This window comes from Gluconobacter frateurii, assembly GCF_002723955.1.
GTDB lineage: Bacteria > Pseudomonadota > Alphaproteobacteria > Acetobacterales > Acetobacteraceae > Gluconobacter > Gluconobacter frateurii.
On record NZ_BEWN01000006.1, the window covers coordinates 38,227 to 51,502 of the forward strand.

Sequence of the window (13,276 nt, forward strand, 5' to 3'; positions counted from 1 at the left end):
TCCCGCTTCAGGACCGGATACGCCAGCGCCAGTCATTCAGCACTTCCTCAAGCGTGTTGTTCCACGATATCTGAGGCTTCCATCCAAGGAGTTGCTCTGCTTCACGCGGATCACCCTGCATGTTTTCCAGACCTGAAGGCGCAAGATGCGTCGGATCAAACCGGATTTCCGCCTTCACATCTGCCAGCGCCATCAAGTCGTTCAGGATGGCGCCCGCTGTCCGTGTCTGGCCGCTACAGATATTCAGGACCGTGCCATCAGCGGGAGCCTGCGGAAGTACCAGAGCATCAATATAGGCGTCGCAGGCATCCCTGACATTCATGATGTCGTAACCGGCATCAGGATGGCCAAGGGTAATTTCAGACTGCTGATGCGCTTCAACCCGTGCGACCTGAGCGGCTAGAAACGGAAGAATGGCATTCGCATCCTGCCCGCTCCCAGCCTGCGTGAAGGGCCGCATCCGTACAGCATGCAGCCCTTCCTTTGCCAGCATTCCTACCGCCATGTCAGCTGCCGCCTTGCTGGCCGCATAGGAGTTCAGGGGCGCGACAGTTGCGGTCTCGTCCAGAGGTCTGTCTTCCGAAAAAGACGCTCCATAGATTTCAGCGGAAGACACAAAAACAAAGCGAATATGCCGCGCATGGCGCTGGAATGTTTCTGCCAGATTCATCGTACCATCCAGATTGACCTGCCAGGCATGGCGCGTGTCCCTACTGGCTTCCAGAACGGATGAAACGGCCGCCAGATGAATGCAGGCATCTGGTCGGGTATCCTGAACCACCCGCTCTACAGCCTCACGATCCAGAATGTCCATTTGCCCCTCGATCAACACATGATCTGGAAGGCGCTCTTTCAGCCGTGTTTTCAGATGTGTTCCGACAAACCCATGCCCACCTGTGAGAAGAATACGCATGGCCATGCTCATCCCCTCCCAGAGAGAAAACTGAGCACGCTACAGGAAAGCAGAGAGGGGGTCTTTGGAACGGACGGCATGGGTCATTCTCCTCTGCGGGCGACCAGGAGACAGCAAAAAGGGGCACGGCCGTTCCGCCATGCCCCTGTTTTCGACCACATTCCGTAAATGGGCAAGAGATGTGCTCCTGCCCAACGAGATGTCTCAGTTCCCCATTGTACGATCAACCGAGCGACCAGCTCGCTCGATCGGGCCTTTCGGCGGATCCACAGTATCACGCACCTTCTCACCAAATGTGCGGTGATGCTCACAGGCCGTCAGCGTGACACAGGACACGGACAGGGCGAGAAGAAGCAGAATTGATTTACGCACGTAGACAGTCCTCCGAAGAGCGGATTGAAGCCTGAGAAACGGACCGTAAGGCTCTCGGTTCCCTTCCCGTAACAGATTCAGAAGATTTCGATATGACTTTTGAAACCCATCATAACCGCATCGCGCAGATTCACCTGACCGTTAGGGTTATGATAATACTGAATATCTGGCTCGAACGTCACTGCACGCCCTAACGCGAAGGTATAGTTCAGCTCCGCGACTTCCTGATGCGTCTGCAAACCTGTTGCCCGATATGGCAGCGTCTTTCCCGCCGCCAACAGAATCCTCTCGGTCCTCTGAACACCTTTGGCGATATGAACGTACGAGACGGCGAGCCCAATTGTATCCGATGGCCGGGCAGCCCAGAACCCCTTCCAAGTGGCACCCAGGTAAATCTGACGATCCCTCAGGGCGGTCCGAGGTTCATTGAGAACGACGCCGCCCATAAGCGTCACACCACCCTGAGGGTTGATCCTTGAGCCCTTGATGCGTTGGTCCATCATCAGCCATGTGGACCATGACCCACTATGCCGCGCTGCGGAATACCCGCTATCCGCGTAAGGATTTCCGAGCGTATCGAGAAAGTTCTCGGATCGTGCCATCGTCTCGACGGCCACGCCCAGTTTATAATGCCCCGGGTAAGCCAATTCCCCTGAAGGACGCCGAAACGTAGGCTGCCAGCCAATTTCTACGGGGAAAATCTGTCCTACAATATTTGCACCATTCAGCCGAAATCCTGTCCGGTGCTGCGCCGTGGCATAGATGCCCTCTTCGGCAAAATAGACGCCGGCTTCCACATACACGTCCCGCCGCCATGGCCGCCCACGCACGCGCAATGCCCAGACGGAAGCCGGATAGGAACTGTAATACGCACTGTCTGATGCGCCCTTTGGGCGGCCGCAGAAGCTGTTGTTAACGAAGGTGCAGAAGACGGAGCCTGATGCGAAATCCGAGAGTTGGGACATACGCCCCGCAGCAATGGCCAGTCGGTTCTGAAACAGATGCTGCTCGCCATAGGCCATGACGAGATGGACAACCACGTTTCCACCACCGCCATAAGTCTCCTGACTATGAGCCAGCCAATCACCAAACATCCGGTTGGCTGTCGTGCCATAGCGACCAATGAAAACGACATGCGTCGCAAAGCCTTGGAGATGAGCCAGGCGGTTCCAGTCCGTCACAATATTGACGGCGTACTGGCCTGCATTGGAGGCGCCCTGTTTGTAGCCATGGCCCGGTGTGGGCGCTGTTACAGCCCCCATCATTTCGTTCATGTTGTCGAACTGCATGATGGTGCCATGACGTCTCAGCCAGCCATGAGAATCGTTCAGGAATGGGAAAAGGGACGGAGGCGCAGACAGGTTTCCTGCCAGATCTTCGTAAGCCGAAGCTTTGGGAAGCAGTTCAGCGGCACCAGCAGAAAGCGGAGCTGGATCGGTTTCACCTGTTGTCTGGTCCGAAGCCGTACGCCCTTCAGGAGCAGGAGGGTCTGACGGCGTCTCGGCAAAAGCAGAGTGGCCCAGCAATAAGAAAACGGCAGCCGAAAGCCCCCCCCACATCCACCTACCATTCATAGATCGGCAGATTTTTCCATAACGACGTTTCACATACTTACAGACCGATTTCTCATCACTCAAAAACAGATTTCTCCAATTCGGACCACGGACAGTACTGTTTTATGCATACCACCAAACACCTTGCCATCCCGGAATGTGCCTTACCGCCTGAAGGCAGGAATGAATTGGCAGGAAATACGGATATGCCTGCTTCCAAAAACCTGAGAAACTCCGGTGTTCGGGAGTAAATTCCGCTGGAGTTAACCCGTTTTTTACGAAGCATGTGTTTGGATATTCCTGTTCAGAAGAGGCGGAATCATCCCACACATGTTGCTTTCATTTCGTAATGCTGTGCGCTGCCTTGGGCTGATGAGCCTGCTCCCTGCGCTTTCTGCCTGCAACTCGCTGGCCCAACTTTCAGAAGTAGGCCGCCCTCCCAGAATGACGTCCATCAGTGACCCTACCCTCGCGGCAAACTACCGCCCTGTTACGATGCCGATGCCGCCATTGCGCGCTCCCCCACCAGAAGCGTCCAGCCTGTGGCGCAGCGGCAGTCGTGCCTTCTTCAAGGATCAAAGAGCTTCTCAAGTGGGGGATCTGGTAACAATCATTGTGGACATCACCGATAATGCCGCCTTCAACAATGGCACTACGGCAGATCGCGCTGCTGATGAAAAGTTTGGAATCCCGAATCTGTTCGGAATCAAGGGAAAGATCATCAGTGCTGTGACAGGAGCAGACAGCCTGAACACAGCCAGCAGTAGCGATAGCAGTGCGACAGGGAAAATTACCCGAAATGAAACGGTCACTCTTCGCCTCGCAGGGACCATCACGCAGGTTCTGCCAAACGGAAACTTCGTTGTGATGGGGAAGCAGGAAGTTCGGGTCAACAGCGAACTGCGGGAACTCGGTGTGAGCGGTATCGTCAGGCCACAGGATATAACGGCAGACAATACAGTGACGCATGACCGCATGGCGGAAGCCCGGATCTCTTACGGTGGGCGCGGCACCATTACCCAGCTCCAGACGCCCCGTTACGGGCAGCAGGTCATGGACGCCATTCTACCTTTCTAAACAAAAAAACGCCGGGGCTGACCCCGGCGTTTTTCTGAAGAACTGACCTCTTTGCGGCTGTCAATGTGCAGCAGGGCGAGACAGTAAAAGCGCCCAAAGCTCTGCAACATCCTTAGCCGGACCGTTGCTGGAAACAGTCTCAAAAGTCTTGATGGCTTCGGCCTTTTGTCCAGCATCCATCTGCGCCATGCCGTATTCGACCTGAGCAAGATCCGGGTAGCGGGGGTTCTTGCCAAGACCAGTCTTCATCAGAGCGAGACCCTGAGCTGCCTGGCCGTTAAGAACAAGGTTGTAACCAGTCGTCAAAGCCGGACCAGCTGTAGGAGCACTCGGTGCGGCAGCAGCAGCCTGTGCAAGCTGCGCACGGTCAGCAGCAGCCCGTTGCGCAACGAAAGCATGGAATTTAGCGTCTGCTGCAGCAGACGGGCCATTTCCAAGAGACTTGTTGGCGTAACCCTGATTCAGCAGATTGAGCGCCAGCTGGGACAGACCCATCTGAACAGCGCGTTCACCCATATCTTGATAATCTGAAGGATCCTTCAGAACGCCAGTCGCCAGACGCAGACGCTCGACATAGAACACCAGCGGCGGTGAAAGATTGGGGTTCGCAACCAGATCGTGGATCAGAACTGCCCAGTAATCCGGCTTGGAGTAGTACTTGGCCAGAAGAACATACGCATGCGACTTTGCATCCGTATCCTTCAGGTTCGTATAAGCCGTGGCAAGCATCTGAAGCTGATTTTCAGCAGGGACCTTCCCTGCCTTGATCGTCGCATCCACCTGCTCCTGAGCAGCCTTGGCTGTACCCTTCCAATCCCCCTGGAGATAATAACACTGGATGAGCATGGTCTGCATGCGCGGATCAGGCCCGTGCTCGCTCAGATAACGCTCTGTCGGCGGGATGGCGGCGGCGTATTTTTTTGCGCTGTAGGCCATCGTAGCCTGTGCCATCAGCATCTGGCCTTTGGCTGCCTTCGGGGTGCGGGCACTATTGATGAGAACATCATAGGCTTTCGTCGCAGCATCCACATTACCGGACTGAGCTGCAACGGCCGCACGCATCTGGGCAATCGTGTAGGACTCGTAATCCGTCTTGCCCTTGACCGCATCTGCGGCATCGACCGCAGCCATGGCCTTATCATAGCTCTTCGAGGCAAGAGCAGTCTGCGCCTGCTGAAGATCTTTGCCGACAGCTTGACCCAGCACATCATCTGCATGGGCAACAGGCCCGGCAACGAGAGCGGTACCAATAGCGCCAGCCAGCAGAAGGGAGCGGGCGCTCAGACGGCGGTTAAGGGACAAAAACACGAATTACTGTCCTTCCATGAACTGATCCAGACCAACGATACCCAGCTTGGTCACGCCGAGACGCTGCGCGTCAGCCATGACATGGGCAACCGTTTTGTAATCTGAAAGACGGTCTGGATGAATATGGACTTCAGGCTGGTCACCTTCTGCGGCTGCGGCTTCAAAATGAGCCTGCAACGCTGCTTCGGATGTGACCGGCTCGCTGTTCCAGGAAATGCTGTTATCGTAGCCGATGCTGACTGTAACCAGCTTGGGCTGCTCGGTTGATGGCGGAGGATTGCCCTGAGGCAGATCGATTGCCACCGAGTGAGTCTGCAGCGGGATGGTGATGATCAGCATGATCAGCAGCACCAGCATCACGTCGATCAGCGGCGTGGTGTTGATATCGACGATACCTTCGTCTTCGTGCGTGCTGTCCGATCCGACGCTCATGCCCATGACGGCGGTTCTCCAAAAGGGTGACGTAAAAGAGGGAGCCGGACCGTCTCTAAACGGTCCGGCAAGACCTCAGTTCGAGTGAGGCTGCTCGGTAATGAAGTCCACATGGGCGATACCAGCTTCCTGAGCAGTAGCGACCACCTGGCCAACTGCCAGATACTTGGCAGCGCCGTCACCGCGGATCTGCACCTGCGGCTGTGGCTTCTGCTTGGCCACCTCGACAAGGCGGTTGAGCAGTTCTTCATGTGTCTTGACCGGCGTCGTGTTCCAGAAAACCTGGCCATTTGCGGTCACAGCCAGAACAACGTTTCCTGGCTTGGTCTGTGTCGGTTGATTGGCATCAACCGGCAGCTTGACCTTAACGGTATGTGTGGCAACCGGGATGGTGATCAAAAAGATGATCAGCAGCACCAGCATGACGTCGACGAGGGGAGTGGTGTTGATTGCCGACACCACTTCGTCGTCACCGCCGCCTCCTCCGACGTTCATTCCCATAGTATCAGACCCGCTGGCTGGTGGTGATGGTGGTCGGCGTGTGATCTTCCGGAGCCACACCGTGACGGAAGCCACCGATCAGGACGGACTGGACGTCAGCAGCAAAGTTGCGGACGCGGTCCATGGCACCCTTGTTACGACGAACGAGCAGGTTGTAACCCAGCACGGCCGGAACAGCTGTTGCAAGACCAATAGCCGTCATGATGAGCGACTCACCGACCGGGCCGGCAACCTTGTCGATGGAAGCCTGACCGGCAATGCCGATGGCTGTCAGGGCGTGATAAATACCCCAAACCGTACCGAACAGACCGACGAACGGAGACGTGGAACCAACCGTACCGAGGAAGGCGAGGCCGCCCTGCAGACGCGTGTTGATGGTGTCGACTGAACGACCGATGGACATTTCAGTCCAGGAGTGCAGGTCAATTGCATCGCGCATGGAGCCTTCATGGTGCTCCGCAGCAACGATACCGGTCTCCGCAATGTAGCGGAACGGAGAAGATGCCTTAAGGGACGCAGCACCCTGCTGAACGGACGGCTTGGTCCAGAATTCCTTGGCAGCTTCCTTGGAGGCAGCAAACACGCGGCCCTGTTCCAGGAACTTCATGACCATGATGATCCAGGTACCAGCGGACATGATCACCATGATGATGAGAACGCCACGTGCGATCACGTCACCATTGGCCCAGAGGGCGCCAAGACCATAAGGGTTGCCCTGCGGAGCCGGAGCTTCCGGAGCAGCGGAGGCGCTTTCACCTGGTGTAGCAGCAGCAGCAGGCGTCTGGTCTGCAGGAGCAGCAGGTGCCGGAGCAGCCTGATCGCCTGGAGCAGCAGCCGGCGCGCCAGCATCGTTCGGTGCGGAAGCAGCCGGTGCAGCAGACGGGTCGGAGGACGGAGCCGGCGGCACAGCCGACGGGTCAGCCGGGGCGCTCTGATCAGCCGGTGCAGGCTGAGCGAAAGCAATAGCCGGAGCGATCGCACCCGAGGCCAAGGCCAGCGTCAGGGCCATGGCGCTGGCCCGGACGGCGCGCGCCTTCGTCGGAACGGCAAGAGCAGGAAGGCGGAACAGTCTGGTCATGAACTCCATATCCTCGTTAGAGATGCCCGTTTTCGGAGCTGTCTGGGGTGCCGGCCATATGGGGACCGGCCCTTTCCTGAGCCCCTCCGGATCTTAAGAACCGGAAGGGCAATCTTATTTTAGACTACTGGCTGACGGATCAGTCGTCGCCCATCGTAAAGTCGACGTGCAGAATGTGGTGATGCTCGGTTACCGGAGCGCCGTTAACAACGGCGGGCTGGTACCGGGCCCGACGAAGGAAGTCGAGCGCACTTTCCACAAACTCGTGACCACCCGTTGAGCTGACGATCGAGCAGTTCGCCGTGTGACCGTTCGGAAGAATGTCACAGGATGCCGTAACTTTACCTTCACGGTTCTCTTCCTGTGCTTCTTCCGGATACTCCGGCTTTGCACCGTTGATCGGCGACGCACCAGCCGTGTGATCTGGAACTGCCGGAGCTGGCGGACCCTGCGGAGGAGCCGGTACGGGCTCGGGTGCAGGCGTCGGGCTCGGCGGAACCGGATGCGGCGGCTTCGTGTGTGTCACGCGCTGCACTGCCTTCGGCGGCGGTGGAACACTGATCTTCGGCGGCGGAATATACGGCGGCGGCGGCTGCTCCATCTGCGGCGGCGGCGGCGGAGGTGGTGGCGGGGGCGGCTTAGGCTGCTCCTTGATCACTTCCGTCTTGATGGGCGGCTTTTCGTGGACGAGTTTGCCCACAGCACCGCTCATGAGCGCATAGATTACCGCGCCCATAGCCAGCACGGCCACGACGATCGCGACAATATAGTCCGTCGGCTTGCGCTGCTGTGCGGCGTAGCTCTTCATGTCGTAACCTTCTTACCCCTCACTGACACCGACAATCGATCCACACCTTGAGGGTGCGGAATCTCGATCTTGTGTTTGCATCGAGTTCCCTCACCTCACGGACGTGTGATTCGTCGCATGTCGTGAGAACATACCCGATATGCTGATTGGGCAGCCTTAGGGCCATGGTGTCAAGCTGATTATTGCCTTTCCCGAAACGAAAAACTCTCATCTTTCGATCGTTTGGCATCAATAAGTGCGCGGGAAGGTGCGAAAAAGTACACTTTTCCGCTTCTTTTCTGCCCTGAAAAAATCAAAATTCTCAAAGCTTGTAACAGAATTATAACAAAAAGGCTGGAGCAGCGTATTAATTACGCCACGCCAGCCTTTCGGTTTCGTTTTAATGCGTATGCACCCGCTTACTGGGCTGACGCACTCGCTTCGGAACGCGTCGCACCCACTCTCTGCGCAAGAGATGCCGACATGAAGTCATCCAGGGCGCCATCGAGAACAGCGTCCGGGTTGCCCTTTTCCACGCCTGTCCGCAGATCCTTGACCAGCTGATACGGTGCAAGGACATAGGAGCGGATCTGATGCCCCCAGCCAATATCCGTTTTAGCGGCTTCTGTCTGGGCAGCAGCGGCTTCACGCTTCTGAAGCTCGGCCTCGTACATCCGGGCTTTCAGCATCTCCATCGCCTTGGCGCGGTTACGATGCTGGGAACGATCCGTCTGACAGGCGACCACAATCCCGGTTGGAATATGGGTAATACGGATAGCCGAGTCGGTCTTGTTCACGTGCTGACCACCTGCGCCGGAGGCACGGAAGGTATCGACACGCAGGTCCGAATCGTTGATCTCTACTTCAATAGAGTCATCGACTACCGGATAGACCCAAACGGAAGCGAACGACGTCTGACGACGGGCGGCCGCGTCGAATGGTGAGATACGCACCAGGCGATGCACACCAGCTTCCGTCTTCATCCAGCCATAGGCGTTGTGGCCGCTGATCTGGATGGTGGCGGATTTGATGCCGGCCTGCTCACCTTCACTGCTTTCAATAAAGGTGACCTTGTAGCCATGCTGTTCCGCCCAGCGGGTGTACATGCGCAGGATCATTTCCGCCCAGTCCTGGGCTTCCGTGCCGCCTGCGCCTGCGTTCACTTCAACATAGCAGTCGTTAGAATCTGCTTCGCCGGAGAGAAGACTTTCAATTTCGCGCTTCTGCACTTCTGCGGCCAGCCCCCGCAGGGTCGTGATGGCTTCCTGCACCAGATCCGTGTCGTTCTCCATTTCAGCGAGTTCGACAAGTTCCAGGGTGCCTTCGACGTCCTGTTCGATCTGCTGAACACCCTCGATCTGATTGGCGAGCGTTGTCCGCTCACGCATCAGCTTCTGGGCAGCGTCAGCATCATTCCACAGGTCTGGGTCTTCTGCGCGGTGGTTCAGTTCCGCGAGGCGTGTTGTGGCGACATCCCAGTTAAAGATGCCTCCTCAGCAGTGCCACCGACTGCTTGATCTGTTCGGAGAGCGCTTCGGTCTCGGCCGACATATTAATTCCTCCATTCTATCGAGGTGATTTGGCTGCACTCAGTACAGCCCACCTACACCAATGTCACCATCAGATGGCGCAGTTTTCTGAGCCTGTGCCTTGAGATTAGCTGTCTGGCCAGGGGGCTGCGGGCCAGCGTCGCCCATATCGCTCTCGGAATCGGAAATCGCGGCATCTGCGCCTGTATCGGCAGCCGTAAGGGCCTCCGTACCGGCACCAAATCCATGAAGAGCCACCGAGGCGCCGGGAATCTGATCTGCCTTGAACCCGTCGGTCGCGTTGATGCGGCCCGTGTCATAGGACGCCAGAGTAATGTCTGCCGGCACCCGGAAGTCGAGCCTGGGTCGATTGGCCAGCGCGACTTTCATGATCTTGTTCCAGATCGGGCCAGCAATACGGCCACCATCAGCGTTTTTGCCGAGGGTCTGAGGCGTATCGAAGCCAACCCACACTACCGTCACGATATCCGGCGAAAAGCCCGCGAACCAGGCGTCATGAAAGTCCTGACTGGTACCGGTCTTGCCGGCAATCGGCCGATCAATGCCCACGCCCGCCATACGCCCGGTACCACGGGCAATCACGTCCTGCAGCATGGCCGTGATCTGATAGGTACTGGCTTCGCTTGCCAGAACAGGGCGCGTATCAGTCAGCGTGGGAACAGAGACACTGCCCGGAACAGGCTGTGCAGGCTGGGCCGGGGTTGGTGGGACTGATGCGGACTGAGCATCCGGCGCTGCTGGCGTAATCGTGGGGGATGCGGGATCAACCGGCGGCGCAGGGGGAGCCTGCAAGGTCGTTCCCAATGTCAGGCCCGGAGCGCGCCAGACAACATTTCCAAGACGGTCCTGAATATCGTCAACCAGCGTGGGGGTAACGACATGCCCGCCATTGGCGATGCTGGCATAGGCTGCCGCTTCCTTGAGTACCGTCGTTTCGACTGCACCCAGAGCAGCGGGAAGCACATGCGGCATCTGATCCACGAGACCAGCCTTGATGGCCGTATCTGCAACAGCCTTCATGCCCAGATGAGCCGCAACGCGGATCGTCACGAGGTTACGGCTCTCCCGCAGCGCATCATGAAGGGTCGTCGGGCCCCAGTTGTCGTGCTCGTAGTTCTTGGGGTGCCAGTCTCCATAAGAAACCGGGGAGTCATCGAACTTCTCGGAAGGGGAAATCCCTTGCTCCATGGCTGTCAGATAGACGAAGGGCTTGAAAGACGACCCCGGCTGACGCAGCGCCTGTGTCGCGCGGTTGAACTGGCTTTCGTGGAAGGACCAGCCTCCCACCAGCGCCAGAACGCGTCCGGTGCGGACGTCCATCGTCACGACAGCGCCTTCAACCTGTGGGATCTGACGCAGGGCGGCGGAACCACTTTCCTGCGGCTCGATCATAATGACGTCTCCGGCGCGAAGCGGATGCATCCGTCTGGCCCAGGACAGATCCGTGCCCAAAAGTGGGCCGGTCTTCGAGACGCCTTCTTCGATCCAGCCAACTTTGGAGCCCCCGGGCAAGACAACACCCAAGCGCCATTCACGGAGCATTCCGGCCGGTGGGGAAAACCTGTTCAGGCTGTCTTCCCATCCTTCCGCGTCAATTCCATCCAGATGACGAACCGGGCCGCGCCAGCCACCGCGGCTCCTGTCGTAGTTCATCAGACCTTCATGCAGCAGCTTCGTGGCCGATACCTGAAGGGGCTGATCCAGACTTGTATGAACTTCGAGGCCGCCTTGAAGGGCCTTATCCTCGCCATACTGGCCAATCAGCTGACGGCGGACTTCAGCACCGAACCATTCGGAATCCTGGAGTGGCCCAAATCGCTGTTTCTGCTGAGGAACCAGTGGCTCTTTCTTGTCCTGCTCCGCCTGCTCGCGGCTGATGACGCCATTGTCGGCCATCAGGTCCAGAACAATGTTTCGACGCATCAGGGCTGTCTGCGGGTGCAGGAACGGATTGTAATTCGTCGGGGACTTTGGAAGGGCGGCGAGAGACGCAGCTTCTGCATCATCAAGCTGATCAAGTGGCTTGTTGAAATAGGTCTGGGCAGCTGCGGCTACGCCAAAGGCGCCATTGCCCAGATAAATGCCATTCAGATAGATTTCGAGAATCTTGTCCTTGGACAGGACCTGCTCCATCTTCATGGCCAGCAGCGCTTCCTTGATCTTGCGATCAATGGTCAGGACATTGCTGTTGAGCAGCATGACCTTGGCGACCTGCTGGGTAATGGTGGAGGCACCAAGCGGACGACGTCCATGACGGGCGAACACGTCCGTCATGCCGGCACGGGCAATCGCCATCACGTCCACACCGCCATGGGTGTAGAAATTGTGATCTTCCGTGGATAGGAAGGCACGCTTGACCTTGTCCGGAATGGCGTCAATCGGAACGAAAATCCGCCGCTCGTTGGCAAGCTGGGCCATGAGCCGCTCGTCGGACGCATAGATGCGGCTGACTGTTGGCGGCTGGTAAGCCCGCAGGCTGTCTACGCTCGGCAGATCAGCCACGAGTTTGGCGTATGTGGTCCAGCCGAGCACACCCACACCCGCAATGCCAACCAGCCCAACGCCGGCAACAATCGCAAGAGACTGGCGGAAACGACGGAAACGTGGCCCGCGGGGCATACTGCCCCTGGGGTCCTGCGGATTACGGGAGCGAATGGAACGGCGCGTCATGAAGTCTGCATAGCACTGAAACGAGCCGTTCGTCGCCCCCGCTGAAAAGGGTCATTTTGTGACGGTTTTCAGCGGCTCGTGATCATTCTGGTCACGCTGCGGATTTTTGCCAGACGTCCTGGCCTTGCCGATCCAACGTGGCGAACTCTTCGTCATTGAGTTTCAGGGAAGCCGCCCGGACATTGGATTCCAGATGCGCTCTGCTGCCTGTCCCCGGAATAGGCAGAATGACCGGTGAGCGTTTGAGCAGCCATGCAAGGGCAATCTGGCCCGCATCCGCACGATGCCGATGGGCGATTTTGTCCATGTCGGTGCCGGGTTTGGCGAGTTCTCCGGCAGCCAGAGGTGCCCACGGGATGAACCCTATGTTTTCCTTGGTGCAGAAATCCAGCACGTCCTCGGACTTGCGATCCACAAGATTGAAACGGTTCTGGACGGTAGAGACCGGGAAGTATTTCTGTGCGAGCTTAATGTCTTTCACGCTCACTTCAGACAAGCCAACGTGCCGGATCAGGCCTTCTTCGCGGAACTTGGCGATCGCCTCGAACTGCTTTTCAGCCGGACAATCCGGCCCAATGCGATGAAGCTGCCAGAGATCTATGCGCTCCACGCCCAGTCGTCGCATGGACATAAGGACACATTGCCTCAGATAGTCCGGATTACCGACTGGCTTCCATATATCCGGGCCGTGCCGGGTGAGGCCGCCTTTCGTGGCGATCACCATCTTCTTATAGGGATACAGCACTTCGCGGATCAGGTTTTCTGAAACGAACGGACCGTATGAATCCGCCGTGTCGATGAAATCCACGCCAAATTTTGGAAGACTCTCGAGGGTCTGAACCACTTCCTCGTGGTCTGGTGGTTCATCCCAGATACCCTTGCCGGTGATGCGCATGGCACCAAATCCGAGGCGATGGACCTTGAGGTCACCACCAATGAGGAACGTACCGGACTTCTTTGCGTCAATCGTAGCCATGGACTCTTTCCTTTCCGATGGACGCGGGATTCAACAGCGCAAAGGCGGAAGGGTTGCAG

General features: G+C 57.5%; 12 protein-coding genes. 1 reads left to right on the forward strand and 11 read right to left on the reverse strand.

Features of this window, described 5'->3' with window-relative positions:
* Nucleotides 1-7 precede the first annotated feature (7 nt).
* From GFR01_RS14745 to GFR01_RS14750, 3 genes are all read right to left on the reverse strand, one after another.
* Nucleotides 8-913 (reverse strand): NAD-dependent epimerase/dehydratase family protein, encoded by a 906-nt coding sequence (locus GFR01_RS14745; protein ID WP_099183124.1) that lies wholly within the window; start codon nucleotides 911-913, stop codon nucleotides 8-10.
* A 204-nt stretch (nucleotides 914-1,117) separates the two neighbouring features.
* A complete protein-coding gene (locus GFR01_RS15805; RefSeq protein WP_167384276.1) occupies nucleotides 1,118-1,285 on the reverse strand; it encodes a hypothetical protein in 168 nt (55 codons plus the stop codon).
* 77 nt (nucleotides 1,286-1,362) lie between these two features.
* The gene (locus GFR01_RS14750; protein ID WP_244902319.1) at nucleotides 1,363-2,859 is read right to left on the reverse strand and encodes a carbohydrate porin; all 1,497 of its coding nucleotides are present in this window, start codon (nucleotides 2,857-2,859) and stop codon (nucleotides 1,363-1,365) included.
* Between the two features lie 309 nt (nucleotides 2,860-3,168).
* Here GFR01_RS14750 and flgH point away from each other — a divergent pair, with 309 nt between their 5' ends.
* Nucleotides 3,169-3,915 carry a flagellar basal body L-ring protein FlgH gene (flgH, locus tag GFR01_RS14755; protein ID WP_063903466.1) on the forward strand — a complete coding sequence of 249 codons (747 nt, stop codon included), beginning with the start codon at nucleotides 3,169-3,171 and terminating at the stop codon, nucleotides 3,913-3,915.
* A gap of 60 nt (nucleotides 3,916-3,975) precedes the next feature.
* On the opposite strand, the gene GFR01_RS14760 is transcribed toward flgH, so the two are convergent.
* The 8 genes from GFR01_RS14760 to GFR01_RS14795 form a co-directional block, all read right to left on the reverse strand.
* Nucleotides 3,976-5,223: a hypothetical protein gene (locus GFR01_RS14760; protein WP_099183055.1), complete on the reverse strand. Its 1,248-nt coding sequence runs from the start codon at nucleotides 5,221-5,223 to the stop codon at nucleotides 3,976-3,978.
* A 3-nt stretch (nucleotides 5,224-5,226) separates the two neighbouring features.
* A complete protein-coding gene (locus tag GFR01_RS14765; protein WP_007283159.1) occupies nucleotides 5,227-5,661 on the reverse strand; it encodes an ExbD/TolR family protein in 435 nt (144 codons plus the stop codon).
* A 69-nt stretch (nucleotides 5,662-5,730) separates the two neighbouring features.
* On the reverse strand, nucleotides 5,731-6,156 hold the full coding sequence (locus GFR01_RS14770) for an ExbD/TolR family protein (protein ID WP_063903468.1): 426 nt from the start codon (nucleotides 6,154-6,156) through the stop codon (nucleotides 5,731-5,733).
* Nucleotides 6,157-6,160: 4 nt separating this feature from the next.
* The gene (locus GFR01_RS14775) at nucleotides 6,161-7,234 is read right to left on the reverse strand and encodes a MotA/TolQ/ExbB proton channel family protein (protein ID WP_082872634.1); all 1,074 of its coding nucleotides are present in this window, start codon (nucleotides 7,232-7,234) and stop codon (nucleotides 6,161-6,163) included.
* A gap of 139 nt (nucleotides 7,235-7,373) precedes the next feature.
* Nucleotides 7,374-8,042: an energy transducer TonB gene (locus GFR01_RS14780; protein WP_099183056.1), complete on the reverse strand. Its 669-nt coding sequence runs from the start codon at nucleotides 8,040-8,042 to the stop codon at nucleotides 7,374-7,376.
* A 398-nt stretch (nucleotides 8,043-8,440) separates the two neighbouring features.
* Nucleotides 8,441-9,572 (reverse strand): peptide chain release factor 2 gene (gene prfB / locus GFR01_RS14785; RefSeq protein ID WP_099183057.1). Its coding sequence is split into 2 segments (ribosomal slippage): nucleotides 8,441-9,502 and nucleotides 9,504-9,572, totalling 1,131 coding nucleotides; the frame shifts between segments, so codons are not numbered across the junction.
* Between the two features lie 38 nt (nucleotides 9,573-9,610).
* Entirely contained in the window at nucleotides 9,611-12,241 is a 2,631-nt protein-coding gene (locus GFR01_RS14790; protein ID WP_099183058.1) for a penicillin-binding protein 1A, read from the reverse strand.
* Between the two features lie 91 nt (nucleotides 12,242-12,332).
* A complete protein-coding gene (locus tag GFR01_RS14795; RefSeq protein WP_099183059.1) occupies nucleotides 12,333-13,217 on the reverse strand; it encodes an aldo/keto reductase in 885 nt (294 codons plus the stop codon).
* Between the last annotated feature and the right edge of the window lie 59 nt (nucleotides 13,218-13,276).

Coding starts and splice junctions, on each gene's coding strand:
- GFR01_RS14745 (WP_099183124.1), bottom strand. CDS start 913: ATGCGTATTCTTCTCACAGGTGGGCATGGGTTTGTCGGAACACATCTG.
- GFR01_RS14750 (WP_244902319.1), bottom strand. CDS start 2,859: ATGAATGGTAGGTGGATGTGGGGGGGGCTTTCGGCTGCCGTTTTCTTA.
- flgH (WP_063903466.1), top strand. CDS start 3,169: ATGTTGCTTTCATTTCGTAATGCTGTGCGCTGCCTTGGGCTGATGAGC.
- GFR01_RS14765 (WP_007283159.1), bottom strand. CDS start 5,661: ATGGGCATGAGCGTCGGATCGGACAGCACGCACGAAGACGAAGGTATC.
- GFR01_RS14770 (WP_063903468.1), bottom strand. CDS start 6,156: ATGGGAATGAACGTCGGAGGAGGCGGCGGTGACGACGAAGTGGTGTCG.
- GFR01_RS14775 (WP_082872634.1), bottom strand. CDS start 7,234: ATGACCAGACTGTTCCGCCTTCCTGCTCTTGCCGTTCCGACGAAGGCG.
- GFR01_RS14780 (WP_099183056.1), bottom strand. CDS start 8,042: ATGAAGAGCTACGCCGCACAGCAGCGCAAGCCGACGGACTATATTGTC.
- GFR01_RS14790 (WP_099183058.1), bottom strand. CDS start 12,241: ATGACGCGCCGTTCCATTCGCTCCCGTAATCCGCAGGACCCCAGGGGC.
- GFR01_RS14795 (WP_099183059.1), bottom strand. CDS start 13,217: ATGGCTACGATTGACGCAAAGAAGTCCGGTACGTTCCTCATTGGTGGT.